The organism is Longimicrobium sp., from assembly GCA_036389795.1.
In the GTDB taxonomy this organism is placed as follows: Bacteria; Gemmatimonadota; Gemmatimonadetes; order Longimicrobiales; family Longimicrobiaceae; genus Longimicrobium.
Genome location: DASVWD010000010.1, coordinates 19,527 through 42,403, shown reverse-complemented (window position 1 = coordinate 42,403; position 22,877 = coordinate 19,527). Strand labels below are relative to the sequence as shown.

The following is a 22,877-nucleotide window of genomic DNA, read 5'->3' as shown; positions in this document are numbered from 1 at the left end:
GCCGCCCGCGCGGCCGCGTCGGCCGGGAGGGCGCGGGAGAGCCGCGCGGGGGCGAAGCCGCCGCCGTCCGCGCGGAGGGCGGCCAGCCGCGGCTCGCCGGGGGCGCCCTCCTCGCGGCGGCGCCAGACCTCGCGCCCGGCGGCCGCCTCGTTCGACTCCAGCAGCTCGTTCAGCACCTCGGCCACGTCGGCGTACTGCACGGCCGGCAGGCCGCCGTCCTCCCCCGCGTACGCCCGCGCCAGGTCGCGCACCAGGACGGGGAGCGACGCCGCGTCGGCCAGGAGCGCGGGGAGCCGGAGGAGGAGGAGGTGCCGGTCGGGCCCCGTCCGCGCCAGGAGCGCCTCCAGGAGCGGGCCCCCGTCGGCGCGGAGGGGCGCGCGTCCGGCCGCCGCCCTCCACGCCTCCGCGCGGTCCGCGACCTCCGCCTCGCCCGCCCCGCTCCAGTCCTCGCGGCCGAGCGGCGGCGCGCCGTCGGCGTCCACCTCCTGCACGGGGAGGCGCATGGTGGGGAGGAAGGTGAAGCGGGTGCGCAGGATCTCGTGGCGCTCCACCACGGCGCCCAGCGCCCGCTCCAGCGCCTCGGCGTCCAGCGGCCCGGCGACGGAGACGGCGGCGGCGGCGTGGTAGGGCGCGGCGGCGTGCCCCTCCTGCAGGAGCCAGAGGCGCCGCTGCTGGGGCGAGAGCCGGAAGCGGAGGACGGAGGGCTCGGACATGGCCGTCACGCGCGGGCGGGGGAGGCGACGGGAGAGACGCTGTCCCAGTGGCAGGGGTCGGCCATCGCCGTGAGCACGCGGCGCGGGCCGCGGAACGGGTCGCGGGCGTGCGCCGCCAGCATGTTGTCCAGCACCAGCAGGTCGCCCGCCTCCCACTCGAAGCGCACCGTCGCCCGCTGGTAGGCGTCGCGGAGCGCGTCCATCACCTCCGGCGGGATCGGCGAGCCGTCGCCGTAGTAGGTGTGGTTGGGGAGGTCCTCCTCGGGGAGCGCGGCCATCAGCACGTCGCGCGTGCGCGGGTCCAGCGTGCTGGCGTGGAAGAAGGTGGCGTGGTTGAACCACACCGGCTCGCCGGTGCGCGGATGGAGCGCCGCCGCGGGGCGCACCTGGCGGGTGCGCAGTCGCTCGGGCCCGCGCCACTCGAAGTCGATGCGGTTCTCGCGGCAGTACGCCTCCACCTCGGCCGGGTCGTCGGTCTGGAAGGCGTCGCGCCACGACAGCCCCAGCCCCGTCCCGAAGTTGCGCACGTACATGTAGCCCATCTCCTCGAACGGGCGGCGCAGCTCCGGGTCGAGCAGGCGGTAGACCTGGCGCACGTCGGCGATCGGGGTGGCGCCGCCCTCCTCGGCGGGAGTCACGCAGAGGAAGAGGATCTTGAGCGGGAAGGTGAGGTTGTACGACTGCTCGTTGTGCAGGAAGATGCTCTGGTCGGGCGGGTGGTCGGTGGAGGTGTAGACCTTCCCCGCCACCCGCGTGCGCGGCGACGAGCGCTCGCGGTACGGGAGCGCGCCCCCCGAGACCGCCTCGGTGAAGCGCTCCAGCTCCTCCGCCCCGCCCACGCCGAAGCCGCGCAGGAGGACGCCGCCGTGCTGGTCGAGCGCCGCCTGCACCCGCTCGCGGTGGGCGCGCGCCCACTCCACCGGGTCCACGCCGGGCGTGGCCGGCCGGAAGACCAGCGGCAGCGTGGTGCCCGGGGCCGGGGGCTCGGCGCGGACCAGCTCTTCCGCCGCCAGGCCGCGGGCCGCGCGGCCGGGGATGGGAAGCTGCCTGGGTGCGAGGGGGGGCCGCTCCATGGCCGGACTCCTTCCGGATCGGTCGAGGGTGCCGTCCCGTCGGACGGCGGGGGGAGATCGGGTTCCCGCGGTGGATCGGACGCCATTCCGCCGTCCGCGCACCTCTGCCGCGGACGACGGTCTTCCATCACCTGCCCCGGTGCGCTCGCGCGCCCGGCGGTTGGCTCACACAGAGGGCACAGGGGGTCCAGGGGAACGGCGGACGCGATGAAGCTCCCTCCGTAATCTCCTGTGTCCTCTGCGTCCTCTGTGTGAGCCCAGGCCGTTCGGAGCGTCGATGCGGCGCCCGGGCCGGATCAGTGCTCCTGCGGCTGCAGCGCGCCGAACTTCTGCAGGCGGAGCGTGCGCAGCCGCTCCAGCTCGTTTCCCAGCCGCTCGGCCTCGGCGGCCGCCAGGCGCGCGGCCAGGGCGTCCAGGCGCGCGTCGGGGTCGGCGGCGGCCGCCGCGGCGACGGCCTGGAACTGCTCCGCCAGCGCGGCGATGGTGGACGCCCGGAAGAGGTCGGTGCTGTAGCGCCACAGGCAGCGGAAGCCGCCCGCCTCCTCCGAGACCAGGAGCGACAGGTCGAACGGCGCGGCGGTGAGCGGCACCGGGACCAGCTCCATCGCCAGCGTGGGGAGCGCGGGAAGGGAGATCGGCGCCGCGTCCAGCACCAGCATGGTCTGGAAGAGGGGGTTGCGCCCCGCGTCGCGCGCGGGGTTGAGCGCCTCGACCAGGGTGTTGAACGGCAGCTCCTGGTGCGCGTACGCCGCCAGCGTGCCCTCCCGCGCGCGCCGCAGCACCTCGCGGAAGGTGGGGTTCCCCGACAGGTCGGCGGAGAGGACCAGCTGGTTGACGAAGTGGCCCACCACCCCGTCCAGCCGCTCGTCGCCGCGGCTGGCCACGTCGGTCCCCACCACGATCCGCTCGCCCCCCGTGCGGACGTGCAGCACCGCCTGGAAGACGGCCAGGAGCACCATGAAGGGGGTCGCCCGCTCCTCGCGCCCCACCCGGCGCAGCGCCGCGGCCGTCTCGGCGGGGAGCATCCCGGCGTGCTGCGCGCCGCGGAAGGAGGGGACGGCGGGGCGCGGCCGGTCGGGGGCGAGCCCCCCGCCGCCGGGGGCGGCGCGCAGCCGCTCCGTCCAGTGCGCCAGCTGCCCGGCCAGCGCGCCGGAGGCCAGCCGCCCGCGCTGCCACACCGCGTAGTCCGCGTACTGGAGGGGGAGCGGCGCCAGCGGCGACGGGCGCCCCTGGACGAAGGCCGCGTACAGCTCCCCCAGCTCGCGCGCCAGCACCCCCAGCGACCAGCCGTCGCAGACGATGTGGTGCGGGGTGAGGAGGAGGACGTGCTCGCTCCCGGAGAGGCGGAGCAGACGCGCGCGCAGCAGCGGCGCGCGCGCCAGGTCGAAGGGGCTCCGCGCCTCGGCGGCGCCGATGCGCGCGGCCTCGGGCTCGCGGGCGGGGGCGTCCAGCCCGGAGAGGTCCACCAGGGGAAGCTCCAGCGGCCGGGGCGGGTGCACGCGCTGCACGGGGCGCCCTTCCGCCACGCCGAAGGAGGTGCGCAGCGCCTCGTGCCGCCCCACCAGCTCGTCCATGCTGCGCCTGAGCGCGCCCTCGTCCAGCGCGCCGCACAGCCGCACCGCCCCGGGGAGGTGGTAGGCCGCGTTCCCCGGCCGCAGCCGGTCCAGGAACCAGAGCCGCTCCTGCGACGAGGAGAGCGGGAGCGGGCCGTCGCGCCCGGCCGGCACCAGCGCCGCCCGCGCCCCGTCCTCGCCGCCCTCCGCCGCCTCGCGCACCGCGCGGGCGAACGCCTCCAGCGTTGTCCCCTCGAAGACCGCGCGCAGGGGAACCTCCACCCCGAGCGCCTCCTGCACCCGCGCCACCAGCCGCCCGGCCAGGAGCGAGTGCCCGCCGAGCGCGAAGAAGTCCGCGCCGCGGTCCACCCGGTCGACCCCCAGCAGCTCCGCCCAGATCCCGGCCAGCACCTCCTCCACCGGCGTGCGGGGCGCGGCGCCGCCCTCCGCCTCCGGGCGCGGGGGCGCGGGGAGGGCGCGGCGGTCGAGCTTGCCGCTGGGCGTGCGCGGCAGCGCCTCGAGCTCCACGAAGTCGGCGGGGACCATCGGCTCGGGGAGGCGCTCGCGGAGGAAGCGGCGCAGCCCGGCGGGGTCGAAGCCGGCGCCCTTGCGCGTCACGTACGCCACCAGCCGCGTCCCCGCGCCGTCGTCGCGCGCCGCCACCGCGGCCTGGTGCACGCCGGGGTGGGCGCGCAGCGCCGCCTCCACCTCGCCCGGCTCGACGCGGTGGCCGCGCACCTTCACCTGCTCGTCGGCGCGCCCCAGGAACTGCAGCGTCCCGCCGCCCAGCCAGCGGACGCGGTCGCCGGTGTCGTACAGCCGCCCGCCGGGCTCGCCGAACGGGTCGGGGAGGAAGCGCGCGGCGGTGAGCGCGGGGCGGCGCCAGTACCCCCGCGCCACCCCGTGGCCGCCGATGTACAGCGTCCCGGGGACGCCGGCGGGGACGGGACGCATCGCCCCGTCGAGGACGTAGACCCGCGTGTTCGCCAGCGGCGCGCCGATCGTCACCCGCCCGCCGGAGGCGTCCAGCCGCGCCGCCGTCGACCAGACGGTCGTCTCCGTGGGCCCGTAGACGTTCCACGCGGCGCCCGCGCGGCGCGCCAGCTCCGCCGCCAGCTCCGGCGCCAGCGCCTCGCCGCCGCAGAGCGCCTTCAGCCTCGCGTCGCCCTTCCAGCCGCCGTCCAGCAGCAGCTGCCACCCCGAGGGCGTGGCCTGCATCGCCGTGGCCCCGGACGACGCGAGGAGCGCCGCCAGCCGCCGGCCGTCCGCCACCGTCTCGCGCGGCGCGACCACCACCTTCGCGCCGACCGCGAGCGGGAGGAACAGCTCCAGCGCGGCGATGTCGAAGGAGAGCGGGGTCACCGCCAGCAGGACGTCGTCCGCCGCCAGGGCGAGGTCGGCGGCGAAGGCGGCGAGGAGGTTTACCACGGCGCCGTGCGGGTTCATCACCCCCTTGGGGCGCCCGGTGGAGCCGGAGGTGTAGATGACGTACGCGAGGTTCGCCGGCCCCGCGCCGGACTCCGGGTCGGCGCCGCCGCCGGCCGCCGGCCACTCCGCGTCGCGGTCCAGGAGGAGGGTCTCCACCCCGGGGCGCTCCCCGGCGAGGGGAAGCCCGGACTCCGTCACCAGCACCCGCGCCCCCGAGTCGGCCAGCATGTACTCCAGCCGCTCGAGCGGGTAGGAGGGATCCAGCGGCACGTACGCGCCGCCCGCCTTCAGCACCCCCAGCACCGCCGCCGGCAGCTCCACCCCGCGCTCCACGCAGACGCCCACCGGCACGTCGGGCCCCACGCCCAGGCGGCGGAGCGCGCGCGCCACCCGGTTCGCCCGGCAGTCCAGCTCCGCGTAGGTGAGCGCGCGCCCGCCGGACTCCACCGCCACCGCGTCCGGCGTGCGCGCGGCCTGCGCTGCGAAGAGCTGGTGGATGCAGGCGGACGGATAGTTCCGCTCGGTGGCGTTCCACTCCGCCAGCACGCGCCGCCGCTCCGGCTCGCCCATCATCCCGATCTCCGCCAGCGGCGCGTCGGGCGCGGCGGCCATCCCCTCCAGCAGCCGCCTGAGCTGCCCGGCCATCCGCGCCGCCGTCGCCCGGTCGAAGAGGGCGGCGGCGTACTCCAGCGCCGCCCACACCCCGCCGTCCGGGCGCTCGCCCGCGTGCAGGCTCAGGTCGTACTTGGAGGTGCCGTTGTCGATCAGCCGCGGGCGGAGCTGCAGGCCGGGGAGGGCGGCGGGCGCCAGCGTCCCGGCGTGGAAGGCGAAGAGCACCCCGAACCAGGGGTGGCGCCCGGGGCCGCGCTCCGGCCGGAGCTCCTCCACCAGCCGCTCGAACGGGACGTCGGCGTGCTCCAGCGCGCCCAGCAGCGTGGCCCGCGCCCGCCGCACCGCCTCGCGCACGGTTGGCGCCCCCGACAGGTCGGTGCGCAGCGCCAGCGGGTTGATCCAGCACCCCAGCGCGTCGCGCAGCTCCGGCGCGTCGCGCCCGGCGGCGGGCGAGCCGACCACCACGTCGTCCTGGCCCGCGTGGCGCGCCAGCAGCGCCTGGAAGGCGGCGAGGAGCACGGTGAAGAGCGTGGCGCCCTCGGCCCGCCCCAGCGCCCGCAGCCGCCCGGCGAGCGCCGGACAGAGCCCGAAGCGGTGGAGCGCGCCGTCCGGCGCCGGGGCCGCGGGGCGCGGGCGGTCGGCGGGCAGCTCGAGGGGCGCGGCGCCGGCCAGCCGGGCGCGCCAGTAGTCCACCTGCCGCGCCGCCCGCTCGGGGGTGAGCGCCGCGCGCCGCCGGGCCGCCGCCTCCAGCACCCGCGGGGCCGGGGCGGAGAAGGGCGAGGGGCCGCCCGCCGCGAACGCCCCGTACAGCGCCGCGATCTCGCGCAGCAGCACCCCGGCCGACCACCCGTCGCACGCCGCGTGGTGCGTCGCCAGCACCAGGCGGTGCAGCTCCGCGCCCAGGCGGAGGAGCCGCGCGCGCAGGAGTGGGCCGGCCTCCAGGTCGAACGGCTCGCGCGCGAGCGCGGCCGCCAGGGCGCGGGCGGTCCGCCGCCGCTCGCCGGCCTCCAGCGCGCCCAGGTCGACGGTCTCGAAGGGGACGGGCCCGGCCTCCGCCACGCGCGCCATCACCCGCCCGCCCTCGGCCGAGAAGCGCAGGCGCAGCGCGTCGTGGCGCCGCGCCGACTCGTCCAGCGCCCGCCGGAGCGCCTCCGCGTCCAGCCGGCCGCGCAGCTCCACCGCGCCGGCCACCACGTACGACGGGTCTCCCGACCGCAGCCGGTCCAGCAGCCAGAGCCGCTCCTGCGCGAAGGAGGGAAGCCCCGCCTCGCCCGCCGGCTCCCGATTGCCCTCCTCGTCGGCCGGGGGCGGGAGGAGGAGCGCCGCCAGGACCTCGAGCGCGAGCTGCTCCACCCCGTCGGCTTCCAGGACGCGCGCGGGGGAGACGCGCACCCCCAGCTCCGTTTCCAGCGCGGAGGCCAGCGCCGCCGCGCCCAGCGAGTCGATCCCCAGCGCCGCCAGCGGCTGGTTCCGATCCTCGGGCGCGACGCGGATCCCGGCGGAGCGGAGGAGGCACTCCTCCAGCCAGGCGGTCGCCATCTCCCGCCGCTCCCCCGCCTCCGCCGCCTCCAGCAGCTCGCGGGTGAGCTCCCGCCCACCCGCGCCGCCCGCCGGGGCCGCCTCGGCCGCGCCGTCCAGGACGTCGAGGAGGAGGAAGGGGAACTCGCCGGCCACGAAGCTCTCGCGGCAGGCCACGCGCTGCGTCTTGCCGCTGGAGGTGCGGGGGATGGCGCCCGGCGGGAGGAGCCCCACCGCGTGCACCCGCACCCCGTGCTCCAGCGCCAGCGCCCGCCGCACCGCGCCGGGGACGTCGTCCAGCGCCGCGCGCATCGCCTGGCGCCGCACCTCGTGCAGCACCACCAGCCGCTCCTCGCCGCCGTCGTCCAGCGCGAAGGCGGCGCCCTTGCCGGGCTGCAGCGCGGGGTGGCTGCCGCCGGCCGCGGCCTCCAGGTCGTGCGGGTAGTGGTTGCGCCCGCGGATGATCACCAGGTCCTTGATCCGCCCGGTGACGAACAGCTCGCCGTCGTCGGCCAGGAACCCCAGGTCGCCCGTGCGCAGGAAGGGCCCCTCGCCGGTGCCGGCCAGGCGGGCCCCGAACACCTCCGCCGTCTTCTCGGGCCTCGCCCAGTAGCCGCGCGCCACGCTGGGCCCGGCCACCCAGATCTCCCCCACCCGGTCCGCCGCGCAGGGCACCCCCGTCTCGGGGTCGACGATGGCGAGCCGCTGCCCGGCCGCGCCCCGCCCGCTCCCCACCAGCGTCCGCGCGCCCGGCGCGCCGGGGGCCGCGTCGGCCACGCGGTGCGCGGCCAGCGCCTCGGCGTCCATCCGCCGCGCGCGGTACCCCGCGCCCGGCCGGCTCCCGGTGACGATCAGCGTGGACTCGGCCAGGCCGTAGCAGGGGTAGAACGCCTCGCGCCGGAAGCCGCAGGGCGCGAACGCCTCGGCGAAGGCGTCCATGGTCTCCGCCCGCACCGGCTCGGCGCCGTTGAAGGCGATCTCCCAGCACCCCAGGTCGAGCCCCGCGCGCTCCTCGGGCCCGATCTTCTGCACGCACAGCTCGTAGGCGAAGTTCGGCCCGCCGCTGGTGGTGCCGCGGTGGCGCGAGACCGCCTGCAGCCAGCGCAGCGGCCGCTGCAGGAAGGCGACCGGCGGCATCAGCACCGCCGGGTACCCGCCGTAGAAGGGCTGCAGGATCCCGCCGATCAGCCCCATGTCGTGGTACGGCGGGAGCCAGACCACCACCCGCGACTCCTCGGAGTGCCCGAAGAAGGCGTGGATCAGCCCCAGGTTGTGCAGCAGGTTGCCGTGCGAGAGCATCACCCCGCGCGGCGTGGAGGTGGACCCCGAGGTGTACTGCAGGAAGGCGGGGACCCCCTCGTCCAGCGGCCGGGGCGCCCACTCGTCGGCCAGGGCGTCCGGGAGGTCGGCCGTGGCCATCCACCGCACCGCCGCGAGCGCCGGGGTGTCTCCCACCAGCCCGTCGGCGGCGCGCAGCAGCTCCGGCGCGGCCAGCGCCAGCGCCGGGCGCGCGTCGGCGGCGATCGCCTCCAGCCGCTCCAGCGTCCGGTTGGCGCGCGGCGGGTACACCGGGACCGCCACCACCCCCGCGTACAGGCAGCCGAAGAACCCCGCGATGTAGTCGATCCCGGGGGGATACAGGAGGAGGGCCCGCTCCCCGGCGGCGTCCATCTCCTGCAGCCGCGCCGCCACCGCGCGCGCGCGCCGGTCCAGCTCGCCGTAGGTCAGGCGCGCCTCGGCCTCCTCGCCGTCCACCAGGAAGGTGTACGCCAGGCGGTCGGGGGTGCGCTCCGCCCGCCAGCGCAGGAGCTCCCCCAGCGTCGCCGCGTCGCGCGGCCCGCGCACGGGCACCCTACCCCGCCGCGGCCGGGAGGACGGCCAGCCCCGGGAGCGCCACCTCGCCGGCGCGCTCCACGGGGACGATGCGCCCGTAGTCCAGCTTCACCACGCGGTGCGCCAGGTGGTAGTAGCGGTCGTCGTGGCTGATCACCACCACCGCCTTCCCCCGGGCGGCCAGCTCGGGGAGGAGCTCGCGGTAGAAGACCTCCTTGAACTGCGGGTCCTGGTCCGCCGCCCACTCGTCGAAGATGTAGATGGGGCGGTCCTCCAGGTACGCGGTGAGCAGCGCCAGCCGCTTGCGCTGCCCGCGCGAGAGCGCCGTGGTGGAGAAGCGGCCGTCCTCCACCCGCACCTTGTCGTCCAGCTGGAGCTTCTGCAGCCACTCCCGCGCGCGCTCGTCCAGCCCCTCGGCCTCCAGCCCCAGCAGCGAGTCGAAGAGGAAGAAATCCGAGAACACCACCGAGAAGCGGTCCAGGAACTCGCGCCGGTTCTCGTCGGTCACCACCCGCCCGCCGATGCGCACCTCGCCGGCGGCGGGGGCGTACAGCCCCGCCAGCACCTTGGCCAGCGTGGTCTTCCCGCTCCCGTTGCCGCCGGTGACGAACACCAGCTCCCCGGGCCGCACCCGCAGCGCCAGCGGCCCCAGGACGAACGGGCTCTCGCCCTCCTGCCCGCCGTAGCGGTGCGCCACGTCCACCAGCTCCAGCGACTGCCCCTCGTGCGGGAGGGGGAGGAGCGCCGCGTCGGCGGCCGGGGCGGGGGCGGCCTCCTCCAGCGAGACGCCCACCTCCTTCACCCGGTCCATGGCCACCCGCGCCCCGTTCAGCCCGGCGACGCTGTTCAGCAGCCCCTCGATCGGGCCGGTCAGGTAGAGGATCACCAGCACGTACCCGGTGAGCGCCTCCGCGTCCAGCGTCCCGCCGCCGGGGCGCGCGAAGAGGATCACCCCGATCATCCCGAAGACCAGCACCTGCCCCCACCCGGCCGCCGCGTGGAAGCAGAGGACCGCCCGCAGGTTCAGCCGCCGCGCCCGGTCTCCCGTCTCGTCCATCCGCTTGAGCAGCGCCTCGCGCCGCCCCGTGTGCAGCTTCAGCTCCTTCATCCCGTCGATCAGCCCGCGCAGGTCCACCCACAGCCGGTCCGCCTCGGCGCGCACCTTCCGCTGGTACGCGGCCCCCTTTGCCAGCGGGTACTGGTAGGTGGCCACCCCCACCACCAGGCACGCCAGGAAGATCAGGAAGACGGGGAGCGACAGCCACCACAGGTACGCCAGCCCGCCCACCACGATGGCCAGGTCGGCCAGGACCGCGGGGACCATGCGCAGCGCCACCACGATGGCGCTGGCGTCGTCGTTGATGGTGGCCAGGAGCCGGTGGGCCCCCAGCTCCTCCAGCCGCGCCAGCGGCGCGTCCAGGATGGCGCGCGCGAGCTGCAGGCGCAGGCGCATCACGGCGCGCTGCCCCAGCAGCGTCAGCACGTACGTGGAGGCGATGCGCAGGAGCGGGAGGACGAGCAGCACCGCCACGAACGTCCGGATCAGCGCGGTGGTGGGGGGCTCGTGCAGGGCGCGGTTGATCAGCGCCAGCAGCCCCGTGTGGGCGAGGCCGCTGACGACGCCCGCCACCATGGCCACCACCACGGTGCGCGGCGAGTTGCGCAGCAGGAACGCGAGCAGCTTCATGGCCGTTCTCCTCCGCGGCGCCGCGCGGCGCCGCGTGGGCGGGAGGCGCGCGGGGCGCGCGCCGGGGTCGGGGTGCGCATGATCAGTACAGGAGCCGCGAGCCGGCGGCCTCGCGCGCGTCGCGGGACTTGCGCAGGTCGCGGGCGATGTTGATGCGCTTCAGCCAGCGGTCGGTGCCGTCGAAGCGGGCGCGGAACGGCTTGCGCCCGTGCACCCCCTGGAAGTTGTCGATGAAGCAGATGTCTCCCGGCTCCAGCACCTGGTCCTCCAGCGCCCGGTCCATCCGCCCCACCACCGCGTCCAGCGCCGCCTGCGCCCGGGGGTCGTCGGCCGGGTCCATGAAGTAGGGGTCCATCCGCAGGTAGGGCGCGGACGGGTCGCCGAAGAGGACGGGGATGCGCTCGGGCGAGTCCTTCATCCGCATGATCTTGGTGTAGGCGCGCTCGATCAGCGGGTTCACCGGGCCGGCCCCCCGGTTCTTGGGAAGGTGGCTCTCGTCGGGGCGGATGACGAAGTGCGGCTCGGAGAGGAGGCGGAACTCCTCGGGGGTGACCCGCGCCTTCCTCACCGGCGCGAAGGTGGTGGGGACGCGGTCGGGGTTGCGCAGGCACATCAGCCCGATGTAGTCGCCGCGGTAGGGGTGGAAGGCGTCCTCCACGTGCCAGGTCAGCAGCACCTCGCTCCCGCTTCCCAGCTGCTCCTGCTCGTGCCCCTTGATCGGGAGGATGTCGTGCACCATCCGCCCGTCCTGCTGCGTGCTCCACCCGATCACGTCGCCCAGGAGCGAGCCCAAGAGCACCAGGAGCATCTCCTCCTCCAGCGTGCGGTTCTCCGGCTCCTTCACCTTCCAGTGCGCCGGGGTGCGGCCGATCCGCTCCTGGTCCACCGGCCACCCCGAGACGACGAGGAGCGCCGAGTCCGGCTCGTGCAGGCGGAAGGCGCGCAGCTCCCTGCGCACGCGCACGGGGAGGTCGTGGGCGGCGATGTCGGCCTCTTCCAGGAACCGGGGGTCCTCCGGGGTGGAGTACCGCCGGGTCAGGCCGGCCAGCAGCTCGCGGATCTCCTCCACCTCGTCCGCGGCCAGCACGATCCGGCCCGGACCCGGCGCGACCGCGGGGACCTGTACGTCTCTGAGGATCTCGCCGGCCTCGGCCGGGGGGGTCAGGACGGTCGACATTGGCTGTTTCTCCCGAGTGGTGGTGAGTGGGCTTGGGGCAGAAGAGAGACGTGCTTGGTGCCCGGTCCTCGGTGCCAGGTCCTGAGTACCGGGTGCTGCGGTGCTGCGGTGCTCGATGCGGAGGTTCGGCGTGCGGTGCGGAAGCCGGGTCGATGGACGGAACCGGCGCCTCCGCGCGCCTGGAGCAGAGCCGCGGAGGGGTCGCGCGAGCGGAGCCGCGGCGGCCGGGGCTCCGTGGCCGGACCCGACTCCGCCGCCCGGGAACCGGGGGCCAGGGACTTCCCGTCCCTCATCCCGGCGCGGCCGCCAGCGCCTCCGCGCGCCGGGCGGGCGCGGCGCGGACGTGGCCGCGCAGGCCGGCGGAGAGGCGGTCCAGGCCGTCGCGGACCACCTCGGTGCCGCGGCCGAAGCCCAGCCGCACGTGGCCCGGGGCGCCGAAGCACTCTCCGGGGACCAGGAGCAGCCCGTGCTCCTCGGCCAGCGCGCGGCAGAACGACTCGGTGTCGGGGATGGCGGGGAAGCGGGGGAAGGCGCACACGCCGCCGGCGGGCGGGGCCCACCGCACCCACTCGGCGTGCTCGTCCATCCACGCGGCCACCATCGCCCGGTTCCGCCGCGCCAGCTCCATCCGCATCCCCACGATGCGGTCGGCCTCCTCGATCACCCGCCGCGCCACCGTCTCCACCAGGGGGGAGAGGTGCAGCGTCAGGTAGTCGCGCACGCGCACCATCTTCCGCAGCACCTCGGGGGTGGCCAGGCACCACCCCACCCGCAGCCCGGGGAGCCCGTAGGCCTTGGACAGCGTCCCCAGCGAGCAGGCGCGGTCGTAGAGCAGGACGGGGTCGGGGAGGGGGCGGTCGTAGGCGAGCTCGGCGAAGGCGCCGTCCCACAGCAGGTAGGCGCCCACCGAGGCCGCGGCGTCGATCAGCTCGCGCTGCCCCTCGGGGGTGAGCGAGGCGCCGGTGGGGTTGTGCGGGAAGTTGACCACCACCATCCGCGTCTGCGGGGTGAGCTGCGCGCGCAGGTCGTCCAGGTCGGGCGCGAAGCCGTGCTCGAAGCGCAGCGGCCACCGCCGCAGCCGGCACCCCAGGGCCTCGGCGATGGCGTGGAGCTGCTGGTAGCCGGGGTCCAGCACCACCACCTCGTCCCCGGCGCGCAGCAGCGCCGTCATCAGCAGGAAGTTGGCTTCGCTGGAGCCGTGCGTGACCATCACCCGCTCCACGCCGCCCCCCGTCCAGCGCCGCGCCAGCGCCTCGCGCAGCTCCGACCCGCCCAGCGTCTCGCTGTCGCGGAAGACGATCCGGTCCAGCTCGTCGCACTCGATCCCCAGCAGCGCCCGCAGCTCGGCGAATCCGAAGTCCTCCACGCCGCTGCTGCCGATGTCCACCTCGGCGCGGAAGTAGTAGTCGCGCATCCAGTTCTCGAGCAGCGCGGGGGGCAGGGTCAGCATCGCGGTGTCCGGGTTCGGTCGGTGGAGCGCGCGGGGTCCGCGCGCGGCGGCGGCAGCGCGGAAGCGGGACGCGGGGACGCGCCGTCCCGGCCCGCGCGGCGCGGAGGCCGTGGGGGAATCGCGGCGGCTTCGCCGCGCCCTGGATTGTTCTGAGGGAAGAGCTCTGGATGGAGCGGCGGGCGGCGCTATCGGGTCGTCAGGACGCGCAGGAGGCCGTCGGCGACCTCCTGGATCACGTCGGCCTGGTGGGTGTGCAGGAAGAAGTGGCCGCCGGGGAAGGTCCGCAGGCGGAAGAAGCCCCGCGTCTGGTCGCGCCAGGCCAGCAGGTCGTCGCGGCCGACGTGGGCGTCGCCCGTGCCGCCCAGCGCCGTGAGCGGGCACGACAGCGGCGGACCCTCACGGTAGCGGTAGGTCTCGGAGAGCTCGAAGTCGCCGCGCAGGACGGGGAGCATCAGCTCCATCATCTCCGGGTCGCCCACGACCTCGTCGGGGGTCCCCTCCAGCGCGCGCAGCCGGTCCACGAACTCGGCGTCCGGGAGCGCGTGGATCCGCTCCCGGTCGGGCGGGCGCTGCGGGGCGCGCCGCCCGGAGACGAACAGGTGCGCCGGCGGCGTCCCGTCCCGCTCCATCGCGCGCGCCAGCTCGAACGCGACCGCCGCGCCCATGCTGTGCCCGAAGAGGGCGAACGGGAGGTCCAGGTGCGGACGGAGCGCCTGGTGCAGCTCCTCCACCAGCGGCTCCATCCGCGTGTGCACCCGCTCGCGGAAGCGCCGCTCGCGCCCCGGCAGGTACACCGGGCACGCCTCCACCGCCGGGGGGAGCGCCGCCTGCCAGCCGCGGTACGCGCCCGCGCCCCCGCCGGCGTAGGGGAAGCAGAAGAGGCGCAGCCGGGTGCCGGGTCCGGGCCGCACCTCCACCGCGCGCCCCGGCGCGGCCGTGGCCGCGCTCACGGCTCGCCCCCCGCGCCGGGAGGCGGGGCGGCGCCGGGACGGGGGTCGGCGGCCGGGGGCGCGCCCGCGCGGAAGCGCAGCGACGCGATCCAGTGCGAGCGTCCGCGCGGCACCTGCATCCACACGCAGGCGCGGAGGCTCCCCGGCGGGCCGAACGCGGCGCCGCGGCCGATCCCGGGACCGGCCGCGGCGTCCCTGGGGGGCGGCGGAACGGGCGTCATCCCTCGGCGCCGGCGGCGGCGGGCTCCGGCCGCGGCGCCTCGTCGGGGGGAAGCTCGAAGCCCAGCACGCCGCGGCAGAACTCCTCCCACTCCGGCGTGACCGCGTCGAACACCACGTTCTCGTCCAGGAAGATCCCGTCGGTCACCACGTACGTCTCCTGCACGTACAGGATGTCGTCGTCGTGCAGCTCGGCGCGGGTGCGCTCCACCTCCTCGCCGTCCACCACGCGGGCGTCCGGGCGCAGGTTCTCCAGCCGCGGCGCCCACCCCGGGAACTCGCGCAGGCTGCGCACGTGGTACGCCTTGCAGTACCTCCCCATCTCGGCCATCGCAGGGCTCCTCTCCAGTGACTGGTTGCCGGGTCAGCTCGCGTCCGCGGCTCCCGCCGCCTCCATCTGCCTGCGCAGGCTCAGCGGCCGCATGTCGGTCCACACCTCCTCGATGTACGCCAGCACCTCCTCCTTGCGGCCCGGCGTTCCCACGGCCGTCCACCCGAGCGGGAGCTCGCGGTGCACCGGCCAGATGGAGTACTGCTCTTCGTGGTTCATTACGGCGGTGTAGACGGTGGTGTCTTCGCGGTCTTCCGACATGAGTGGCCTCCTGGAGACGTTCTGGTGACGTGAACCTGCCTGCTGCATCCACTCCGGGCGCGGCGTCCGGATCCGGAGCCCGCCCGGACGGCTCCCGGCGGACCGGCGCTACCGGCCCGCGCTCCTGCCCAGCGGCCGCAGCGACGCGGCGTCGAGCTCCACCGAGAGCCCCTGCCCCACCGTCTGCAGCCCCACCAGCACGCGCGTGCGGCCGCGCCGCTGCACGACGACCCCTTCGACCCCCGAGAGCGGCCCCGTGTCGACGCGGACCCGCTCGCCTACCTCCACCCACGGCTCCAGCTCGGGGACCATGCCGTGGGCGTCGATGGCCGCGGCGAAGCGGCGCACGTTCTCGATGTCCTCGTCTGCGATGACCGCCGGTGCGGGGCCGGAGCGCACCACCGCCACCACGCCGTACACACCCAGCACCCGCGGCAGCTCGCGCAGGTCGAAGCGCACGAACACGTAGCTGGGAAAGAGCGGCCAATCGACGCGCTTCTTACGGTCCCTCCACTGCTCCGTCCGCGTGTGGAGGGGAAGGAAGTGCTCGATCCCCCGCTGCTCCAGCAGCGTCGACACCCGCTTCTCGTGCCGGCCGCGCGTGTAGCACGCGTACCAGCGCGCCCCGATGGTCAAGTCACTATTGCGGCCGTTCGTGCTGATACCGAACTCGCGCAGGTCCATAAGCGTGGCATGGAGTGGGCGGCCTTCGGCCCTCTCGGTCACACGTCAGGCGTGGCCGGCTGGGCTTTCCTCTGAATTCCCGCCACAAAAGAACAGGCGGACGATCGAGAGGAGGAGGCAAAGCCGAGGCCAGCGCGAAGGCACCTTGCCAAGTCGTGTTCCGGTAAACGTTTGTGTTTTCCGTCTCATTGGGGACGGAACCCCTCCGTGTGCAGAGAGTGCACAGACCCGCGAGCGGGATTGCATGGCCGTGCACACGGTGAACGAAGTTGACAGTCAAGCCCATTTAGAGACACCGCATGAAAACGAGGTCGAATTCTGTCGCAAATCGTTGACAAGACGCTGGAGAGCCGGTACAGTCTTCATAGATGTGTCGTGAGATGTACTCCTTGCACATCGGCAGCCAGTCGGAAGGGGGTTTACCCGTAACCGTATGTTCCCTAGGCATGTTCCAACCGTCCGGACGATCGCGCTCCTCCTCCACCCCGGTGATCACCAGCGGGCACCGGGGCGCGTCCACGCAGGACGACACGCGCCGCCAAGACGTGCGCATCCCCGAGCTGATCGGGGACTCTCCCCCCATGCGCCGCCTGCGCTCTGTCGCGCTGCGCGTGGCGCCGACCGACGCAACCGTCCTCCTCAGCGGTCCCAGCGGGACGGGTAAGGAGGTTCTCGCGCAGTTCATCCACGCCCACTCCGGCCGTGCACACCGTCCCTTCGTGGGCGTCAACTGCGCCGCCATCCCCGACGGCCTGGTGGAGGCGGAGCTGTTCGGCCACGAGAAGGGCGCCTTCACCGGGGCCACGGCGGCGCGGGTGGGGTGCTTCGAGGCGGCCGAGGGCGGCACGCTCCTGCTGGACGAGATCACCGAGGTGGGCACCCACGTCCAGGCCAAGCTGCTGCGCGCCATCCAGGAGCGGGAGATCCGCCGCGTGGGGAGCACCACCCCCCGCAAGTTCAACGTGCGGATCATCGCCGCCTCCAGCCGCGACCTCCGCCAGGCGCTCGAGAAGGGCATGCTGCGGGAGGACCTGTACTACCGCCTGCGGATGATCGAGTTGAACCTCCCGCCGCTGCGCGAGCGGAAGGAGGACCTGGACGCGCTCTGCACGCACCTGCTGGCGCGTTGCCGGGAGCGCTTCACGTCGTCGGTGCGCTGCGTGAGCGCGGAAGCGATGGCCATGCTGGAGGCGTACGACTGGCCGGGCAACGTTCGCGAGCTGGAGAACGTGCTGGCGCGCGGCAGCGTGCTGGCGGCCGACGAGACGATCCGCCCGGCCGACCTGCCGCCGGAGGTCCAGGGCCACCTGGAAATCACCGGCGACGTGCTGGAGGAGGGGGCGCTCGCGCTGCAGCCGGCGATCCTGCGCGTGAAGCGGCATTTCGTAGGGGAGGCGCTCCGCGCCGCCAGGGGCAACAAGCGCGAGGCCGCCCGCCTGCTGGGGATCAGCCGGCGGGGGCTGTACAACCTGCTCGAGGAGATCGCTGCAAAGCCGCCCGGAACGCGCGCGGGGGGTGGAACGTCTGCTTGATCTCCCGCGCATGGCCGCGGGCTCCAGGTCCCGGTCCGCACGATGGATCGCGTGCGCCCACCGGCTCACGCGCTCGCGGGCCGCGTCGGCCTCGCGAACCGGCGCGACGAGCCTGTCCCCGGCATGCACGCGGCCGGCGAGATCCCTGAACTCATCCGCCCCGGTGCGCACCTGCCTCTGCTGACTCTGCGTGAGGCTGGTGTTTTCCGGGGTGCAATGAGAACGAAGCCCGGGGGACGGCGAAAGTGCCGTCCCCCGGGCGTTCTCGTTGGATCAGACCGAAACGCGTCTTCAGCCGTTCCCGGCGTCGCGGGCGCGGATGCCGAGCACGAAGCCGGTGACCAGCAGCGAGAGCGGATCGCCCCTGCCGCCGGCCAGGAAGCCCTGCGGGTCCTCGCGCAGCGCGCGGGCGATCGCCTCCAGCCGCTCCGCCACGTCGTCGAAGGCGCCCGCGAGCGAGGCGGACGGGGATTCCGCCGCGGAGGCGGCCTCCGGCGCGGCGGCGGGCTCCGGCGCCGCCCACTCGACCGCGGATTCTGCGTCGGAGGGAGCCTCGTCGGTGGGCGGGGCCCAGGGCTCGCCGACGGCGTCGGTGGCCTCCTCCTCCTCCGCGAAGGGGGCGGCCGCCCCGGCGCGGGGCTCCTCGGGCTCCGTCGGCGCGAAGTCGGCCACCGGGAGCACGTCGGCCTCGCCGCGCTCCTCGGCGGTCTCCTCGTCCGCGCCGGCCCAGCGCATCCAGTCGGGGTCGGCCTCGGCGGCGGGCTCGTGCGCGGGGGCTTCCGAAGCGTGCGGATGCGAGGGGACCGAGGGCAGCTCCATCCAGGGGAGCTCTTCCTCCTCCTCGGCCTCGCCTGCCTCCAGCGCCTCGTCGGCGGGCGGCGCGAAGTCCCACGGCAACGGCTCGGCGGCCTCCAGGCGGTCGGCCGCCGTCTCCCACGGCGAGGGCTCCTCGCTCTCCGCGCTCGCCGCGGGCGCGGACTCCTCCTGGTCGGCGGGGCCGAAGTCCCACGGCATCGGCTCGGGCTCGGGCTCGGCGGGGGGCTCGAAGCCCCACGGCGCCGCCCCGGCCGCTTCGGCCGCGGGTGGAGCGGCTGCCTCGGGCTCGGCGATGTCCGCCGCCTCCGCGGTGGGCTCGGCTTGGGGCGCGGACTCGGGCGACGCCTGGGGAGCCGGCGCGGGGCGCGACGCCGCCGGGTTGAACGGCGGAAAAACGGTGAACGCGGGAATGCCGTGCTGGTCGCTCATGGGTCGCCAGGGGGGAGGGTGGGGCGCGGGAAAAGACGGGGGATTGCGCGCAATCCTAGGGCGCAAAGCACGGAAAGTCAACAAAAATCCGCACTTTCCGTCTCCTCGAAGCAGGTTCCGGGCCGCGCCGGCCGACGCGAGACCTCCGGCTCTCCGGCCGAAAAAGGCTCAAATCACGTACAGGACACGAAGAATACAGGGAAATTCGCGGTGTCCGCTGTTCCTCTATGTCTCTGTGCCCTCCGTGTGAGCCAGCAGTTCTCCGACTCGTGAAATGCACCCGAAACGCACACCTGCGCCGGAAAGCCCGTATTCCGCAACCGCTCCGGGCGAATCGCGGCAGGGATCAGGCGCCGGAGGGGCGCTCGTCGGCCCAGCCGAAGCGGCCCAGGAGGGGGACGAAGGTGCAGTCGAGCACGTCCTCGGAGTGGAAGCGGCCGCCCGCGCGGCGGACGAGGACGAGCCGCTGCGCCTCCTTCGTTCCGACGGGGACGAGCATGCGTCCGCCCTCGGCGAGCTGATCCAGGAGCGGCTGGGGGATCTCGGGGCCGCCGGCGGAGACCAGGATGGCGTCGTACGGCGCGAAGCGGCTCCAGCCGATGGTGCCGTCGCCCACCAGGATCGCCACGTTGGAGAGGCGCAGCTGGTCCAGCACCTCGCGCGCGCGGATCGCCAGGTCGCGCACGCGCTCCACCGAGTACACGCGGTCGGCCAGGTGCGCCAGGACGGCCGTCTGGAACCCCGAGCCGGTGCCGATCTCCAGCACCCGGTCGCCCGAGCCGATCTCCAGGAGCTGCATGTAGAGCGCCTGGAGCGACGGCTGCGACGCCGTCTGCCCGAAGCCGATGGGGACGGGCGCGTCCTCGTAGGCGCGGTGCGCCACGGCCTGGGGGACGAAGAGGTGGCGCGGCACCAGGTCGAAGGCGCGCAGGACCTCCAGGTCGCGGATGCCGCGCTCCTGCATCTTCCCGATCAGCGCCCGGCGCTGGGCCACGAAGCGGTCGCTCATGCCGAGAGCTTCCACCCCGCCACGTGCTCGAGCAGCGCGTGGTTGGTGAGGTCCAGGTGCAGCGGCGTCACCGACACGCACCCCTCGGCCACCGCGTGGAAGTCGGTCCCCTCGTGCAGCTGCCACTCGATGTTGCCCCCGCCGATCCAGTAGTACGGCCGCCCGCTGGGGTCCCTCCCCTGCATGAAGGCGTCGGTGAAGACGCGCCGCCCCAGGCGCGTCACGCGGACGCCCCGCACCTGCTCGGGCGGGATGGCCGGGAGGTTGACGTTGAGCAGCGTCTCGGGCGGAAAGCCGCCGCGCCCGACGATCTGGCGCAGCAGCCGCTCCAGGAGCGGCCCGTACGCCTCCAGGTGGTCGACGTCGCCGCGCCCCGCGTACGAGACGGCGACGGCGGGGATGCCGAAGATGGTGGCCTCCATGGCGGCCGAGACGGTGCCGGAGTACAGCACGTCCTCGCCCATGTTCATCCCGTGGTTCACCCCCGAGAGCACGAAGTCGGGCCGGCGCGGCAGGAGCGCCTCCACGCCCAGCATCACGCAGTCGGTGGGGGTGCCGGTGACGTAGTGGGTGCGCTCGGCCACCTGCCGGGCGCGGATCGGCACGTGCATGGTGAGCGAGTGGCTGGTGGCGCTCTGCTCCCGGTCGGGCGCCACCACGTGCACCTCGCCCAGCGCGCGCGCGGCCTTCGCCAGCACGCCGAGGCCCGGCGCCAGGTACCCGTCGTCGTTGGTGCAGAGGATCAGCGTCTCCCGCGAACCGCTCTCGGACAAAGCAAAGCCTGCTTTCTGGATGATCGGCGCTCCGGCGCCCGCGCGGGGGCCCTCACCCGGCGCCGCTACCGCGTCGCCACCCTCTCCCGACTTCGGGAGAGGGTGCTTTACGGGTCGGTGCATCACGAGCGTGAGCGACGAAATCGCCGCCCGCGCAGTCCGCGCCGGCGGCGAAAACCTATCCCGTGGATCGGGGCGAATCAACCGGATGTGGTGGGAGGAGAGAGCAGCTCCAGCAGCTCCTCCAGCTCGTCGCGAAGCGAGCGGACGAAGCTCTGCTCCAGGGCGCGGCCGGCGGCCTCGGCGGCGGCGCCCTCCTGCTTCAGCTCCTCGATGCGCGCGCGGGCGCCCTCCAGCGTGTAGCGCTCGTCGCGCACCAGGTGCTGGATGAGGGCGATCAGCTCCAGGTCGCGCGCGCGGTAGACGCGGTTGCCGGCGCGGTTCTTCGGGGGCGAGAGCGCCGGGAACTGCGTCTCCCAGTAGCGCAGCACGTGCGGCTTGAGCCCCAGCAGCTCGCACACCTCGCCGATCGAGTAGAATTCGCGCTGCGGCCGCTTCATGCGTGGTTCGAGATCGTCGTTTGGAAGAGACTCACCACCAATGCGCGCTCTGTCATTCCGAGGGAGCGTCCGCGCGATCCTTCCTTCCGCGCCGTCGGTTGGACGCTCCCGAGGAATCTAACCGACGCGGCGCGTGGTCCGGTGCGACGAGCGGACCTCGCGCGGCGGTGAGTAGATTCTTCGGTCGCCGCCAGGCTTTGGTGCGGTCAGAAGTTACGGCGCAGCGGCTCCCTCAGAATGACAATTTGGGAGGGGCCATTCGGCCCTCGGCGTGACCGCCGGGCGGGCGAGGCATGCCTCACAGTTGTCGAAAGTCCAAATCAGCTAGGCGTATCAAGGACTTTCGCCGAATGCACTGGATGGATTTTCTAGGCGGTAGCCGAAAACCCATGCGCCTGCACGTCGAAAGCAGTGGATCGCCTTAGCTACCCGAGCCTCACTGGATCGAATAGCGACGCTGCTTTTCGACACTTTCGACAACTGTGAGGCATGCCTCGCCCCTACGAGCCCGCACTTCGCACCTCGCACTTCGCACTGCCGTCACACCTCCGCCTTCGGCTCGCGCAGCATCAGCCCCTGCACGGCGGCCTTCGCGTCGAGGCCCTCGAAGAGGATGGCGTGCACGGCGTGGACGATCGGCATCTCCACGCCCAGCTTCAGCGCCAGGTCGTGCGCCGACTTGGCCGTCCTCACCCCCTCGGCCACCATCACCATCCCGCCCAGGATGTCGTCGAGCTTCCTCCCCTTCCCCAGCTCGAACCCCACCGAACGGTTGCGCGAGAGCGCCCCCGTGCAGGTGAGGATCAGGTCGCCCATCCCCGCCAGCCCCGCGAAGGTGCGCGGCTCGGCGCCCATCGCCACCCCCAGGCGGGTGATCTCGGCCAGGCCGCGGGTGATGAGCGCCGCCCGCGTGTTGTTGCCGAAGCCCAGCCCGTCGACCATCCCCGCCGCGATGGCGACCACGTTCTTGAGCGACCCGCCCAGCTCCACCCCGGCCACGTCGGTGCTGGTGTAGACGCGGAAGTACGCCGTCTGGAAGGCGTCCTGCGCCGCGCGCGCCGCCTCCAGGTCCTCCGAGGCGATGGTGACCGCCGTGGGGTGCTCCAGCGCCACCTCCAGCGCGAAGCTGGGGCCCGACAGGTACGCGGCCCGGCGCGCGGCCTCCGCGGGGAGCACGTCGGCCAGCACGCCGTCCATCGTCTTCAGCGACTCGTTCTCGATCCCCTTCGACGCGCTCACCACCAGCGCGCCGTCGTCCAGGTGCCCCGCCGCCTGCGCCATCACCCGGCGGACCACGTGCGAGGGGGAGACGGAGACCACGAGCGACGCGCCCCGGAGCGCCTCGGCCATGTCCGCCGTGGCGCGCAGCCGCGGGTCGAGCGCGACGCCCTCCAGGTAGCGCGTGTTGACGTGGTCGCGCTCGATCGACTCGGCCACGTCGGGCTCGAACGACCAGAGGACGGTGTCGGTCCCCTTCTTGGCCAGGAGGTTGGCGAGCGCCGTCCCCCAGCTCCCGGCGCCGACCACGGCCGCGCGGCTCACGCCGGGTCCTCCGCGTCGGCCGCCACCGCCGCCCCGGCCACCACGGTCTCCTCCGGCTTCCGCGTACCGCCGAAGCGCGGCTCCACCCCCCGCAGGATGCGGCCGATGTTGGAGCGGTGCGCGAAGATGACGAAGAGCACGATGGCGCCTCCCAGGATGCGGACCTCGTCGCGCACCGGCGTGCCGATCAGCGGCGCCAGCAGGAGGAGGAGCCCCACCATCGCCGCGGCCGCGATGGAGCCCGCCGACACCATGCGGGTGAAGCGCATCACCACCAGCCAGGTGGCGAGCCCCACGCCGACGGCCACGGGCGCCAGCGCCAGGAAGACGCCGGCGCTGGTGGCCACCCCCTTGCCGCCGCGGAAGCGCATGTAGACCGAGAAGACGTGGCCCACGATCGCCGCCGCGCCGTACGCCAGCTCCCAGCGCCAGTCCGGCGAGCCGTCCCACTGGCTGAAGAGCACCACGGGGAGGAGGCCCTTGAGGATGTCGAACACCATCACCGGCGCGGCCACCTTCGCCCCCAGCACGCGGAAGGTGTTGGTCGCCCCCAGGTTGCCGCTCCCGTGCTCGCGCAGGTCGATCCCGCGCGCCAGCCGCCCCACGACGTAGCTCGCCGGGATCGCCCCCCAGAGGTAGGACAGCAGGACGAAGAGCCAGGGTCTCACGGAAAGTGCGTGAGTGCGTGAGTGCGAAAGTGCGAAAGTGCGAGAGTGAACCGCAGGAG

At 74.6% G+C, this 22,877-nt stretch carries 18 protein-coding genes; 1 reads left to right on the top strand and 17 read right to left on the bottom strand.

Annotation, left to right across the window (positions count from 1 at the left end; translation table 11 throughout):
• The 11 genes from VF746_01090 to VF746_01040 form a co-directional block, all read right to left on the bottom strand.
• Window positions 1-713 (bottom strand): condensation domain-containing protein (locus VF746_01090; protein ID HEX8691006.1); only part of this gene is annotated, 713 nt, incomplete at its 3' end.
• Window positions 714-718: 5 nt separating this feature from the next.
• Complete coding sequence (locus VF746_01085) at window positions 719-1,786, bottom strand: TauD/TfdA family dioxygenase (GenBank protein HEX8691005.1); 1,068 nt, start codon at window positions 1,784-1,786, stop codon at window positions 719-721.
• A gap of 296 nt (window positions 1,787-2,082) precedes the next feature.
• Window positions 2,083-8,748, bottom strand: a complete 6,666-nt coding sequence (locus VF746_01080; GenBank protein HEX8691004.1) for an amino acid adenylation domain-containing protein — start codon at window positions 8,746-8,748, stop codon at window positions 2,083-2,085.
• A gap of 1 nt (window position 8,749) precedes the next feature.
• Window positions 8,750-10,417, bottom strand: coding sequence for a cyclic peptide export ABC transporter (locus VF746_01075; protein ID HEX8691003.1), 1,668 nt, complete (start codon window positions 10,415-10,417; stop codon window positions 8,750-8,752).
• A gap of 82 nt (window positions 10,418-10,499) precedes the next feature.
• Complete coding sequence (gene gntD / locus VF746_01070; protein ID HEX8691002.1) at window positions 10,500-11,594, bottom strand: guanitoxin biosynthesis L-enduracididine beta-hydroxylase GntD; 1,095 nt, start codon at window positions 11,592-11,594, stop codon at window positions 10,500-10,502.
• Between the two features lie 289 nt (window positions 11,595-11,883).
• Window positions 11,884-13,044, bottom strand: coding sequence for a capreomycidine synthase (gene vioD, locus VF746_01065; GenBank protein ID HEX8691001.1), 1,161 nt, complete (start codon window positions 13,042-13,044; stop codon window positions 11,884-11,886).
• 185 nt (window positions 13,045-13,229) lie between these two features.
• Complete coding sequence (locus tag VF746_01060) at window positions 13,230-13,994, bottom strand: alpha/beta fold hydrolase (protein ID HEX8691000.1); 765 nt, start codon at window positions 13,992-13,994, stop codon at window positions 13,230-13,232.
• The gene (locus VF746_01055) at window positions 13,991-14,215 is read right to left on the bottom strand and encodes a hypothetical protein (GenBank protein HEX8690999.1); all 225 of its coding nucleotides are present in this window, start codon (window positions 14,213-14,215) and stop codon (window positions 13,991-13,993) included. The genes VF746_01060 and VF746_01055 overlap by 4 nt, the downstream gene beginning before the upstream one ends.
• Complete coding sequence (locus VF746_01050) at window positions 14,212-14,544, bottom strand: hypothetical protein (GenBank protein HEX8690998.1); 333 nt, start codon at window positions 14,542-14,544, stop codon at window positions 14,212-14,214. The genes VF746_01055 and VF746_01050 overlap by 4 nt, the downstream gene beginning before the upstream one ends.
• A gap of 33 nt (window positions 14,545-14,577) precedes the next feature.
• A complete protein-coding gene (locus tag VF746_01045) occupies window positions 14,578-14,805 on the bottom strand; it encodes an MbtH family NRPS accessory protein (GenBank protein HEX8690997.1) in 228 nt (75 codons plus the stop codon).
• Between the two features lie 108 nt (window positions 14,806-14,913).
• Window positions 14,914-15,441: a UpxY family transcription antiterminator gene (locus tag VF746_01040; GenBank protein HEX8690996.1), complete on the bottom strand. Its 528-nt coding sequence runs from the start codon at window positions 15,439-15,441 to the stop codon at window positions 14,914-14,916.
• Between the two features lie 494 nt (window positions 15,442-15,935).
• Between VF746_01040 and VF746_01035 the strand changes: the two genes are divergently transcribed.
• A complete protein-coding gene (locus VF746_01035) occupies window positions 15,936-17,021 on the top strand; it encodes a sigma 54-interacting transcriptional regulator (GenBank protein ID HEX8690995.1) in 1,086 nt (361 codons plus the stop codon).
• A gap of 291 nt (window positions 17,022-17,312) precedes the next feature.
• Here VF746_01035 and VF746_01030 read toward each other — a convergent pair whose 3' ends face one another.
• From VF746_01030 to plsY, 6 genes are all read right to left on the bottom strand, one after another.
• Complete coding sequence (locus VF746_01030; protein HEX8690994.1) at window positions 17,313-18,266, bottom strand: hypothetical protein; 954 nt, start codon at window positions 18,264-18,266, stop codon at window positions 17,313-17,315.
• Window positions 18,267-18,612: 346 nt separating this feature from the next.
• A complete protein-coding gene (locus VF746_01025; protein HEX8690993.1) occupies window positions 18,613-19,275 on the bottom strand; it encodes a protein-L-isoaspartate(D-aspartate) O-methyltransferase in 663 nt (220 codons plus the stop codon).
• Window positions 19,272-20,048: a 5'/3'-nucleotidase SurE gene (gene surE / locus VF746_01020; protein ID HEX8690992.1), complete on the bottom strand. Its 777-nt coding sequence runs from the start codon at window positions 20,046-20,048 to the stop codon at window positions 19,272-19,274. Before surE ends, VF746_01025 begins: the two co-directional genes overlap by 4 nt.
• Before the next feature lie 200 nt (window positions 20,049-20,248).
• Window positions 20,249-20,608, bottom strand: a complete 360-nt coding sequence (locus tag VF746_01015; GenBank protein ID HEX8690991.1) for a MerR family transcriptional regulator — start codon at window positions 20,606-20,608, stop codon at window positions 20,249-20,251.
• A gap of 540 nt (window positions 20,609-21,148) precedes the next feature.
• On the bottom strand, window positions 21,149-22,150 hold the full coding sequence (locus VF746_01010) for an NAD(P)H-dependent glycerol-3-phosphate dehydrogenase (protein HEX8690990.1): 1,002 nt from the start codon (window positions 22,148-22,150) through the stop codon (window positions 21,149-21,151).
• Window positions 22,147-22,818 carry a glycerol-3-phosphate 1-O-acyltransferase PlsY gene (plsY, locus tag VF746_01005; GenBank protein ID HEX8690989.1) on the bottom strand — a complete coding sequence of 224 codons (672 nt, stop codon included), beginning with the start codon at window positions 22,816-22,818 and terminating at the stop codon, window positions 22,147-22,149. The genes VF746_01010 and plsY overlap by 4 nt, the downstream gene beginning before the upstream one ends.
• Window positions 22,819-22,877 lie beyond the last annotated feature (59 nt).

Coding starts and splice junctions, on each gene's coding strand:
- VF746_01085 (HEX8691005.1), bottom strand. CDS start 1,786: ATGGAGCGGCCCCCCCTCGCACCCAGGCAGCTTCCCATCCCCGGCCGC.
- VF746_01075 (HEX8691003.1), bottom strand. CDS start 10,417: ATGAAGCTGCTCGCGTTCCTGCTGCGCAACTCGCCGCGCACCGTGGTG.
- gntD (HEX8691002.1), bottom strand. CDS start 11,594: ATGTCGACCGTCCTGACCCCCCCGGCCGAGGCCGGCGAGATCCTCAGA.
- vioD (HEX8691001.1), bottom strand. CDS start 13,044: ATGCTGACCCTGCCCCCCGCGCTGCTCGAGAACTGGATGCGCGACTAC.
- VF746_01055 (HEX8690999.1), bottom strand. CDS start 14,215: ATGACGCCCGTTCCGCCGCCCCCCAGGGACGCCGCGGCCGGTCCCGGG.
- VF746_01050 (HEX8690998.1), bottom strand. CDS start 14,544: ATGGCCGAGATGGGGAGGTACTGCAAGGCGTACCACGTGCGCAGCCTG.
- VF746_01045 (HEX8690997.1), bottom strand. CDS start 14,805: ATGTCGGAAGACCGCGAAGACACCACCGTCTACACCGCCGTAATGAAC.
- VF746_01035 (HEX8690995.1), top strand. CDS start 15,936: ATGTTCCAACCGTCCGGACGATCGCGCTCCTCCTCCACCCCGGTGATC.
- VF746_01030 (HEX8690994.1), bottom strand. CDS start 18,266: ATGAGCGACCAGCACGGCATTCCCGCGTTCACCGTTTTTCCGCCGTTC.
- VF746_01025 (HEX8690993.1), bottom strand. CDS start 19,275: ATGAGCGACCGCTTCGTGGCCCAGCGCCGGGCGCTGATCGGGAAGATG.
- VF746_01015 (HEX8690991.1), bottom strand. CDS start 20,608: ATGAAGCGGCCGCAGCGCGAATTCTACTCGATCGGCGAGGTGTGCGAG.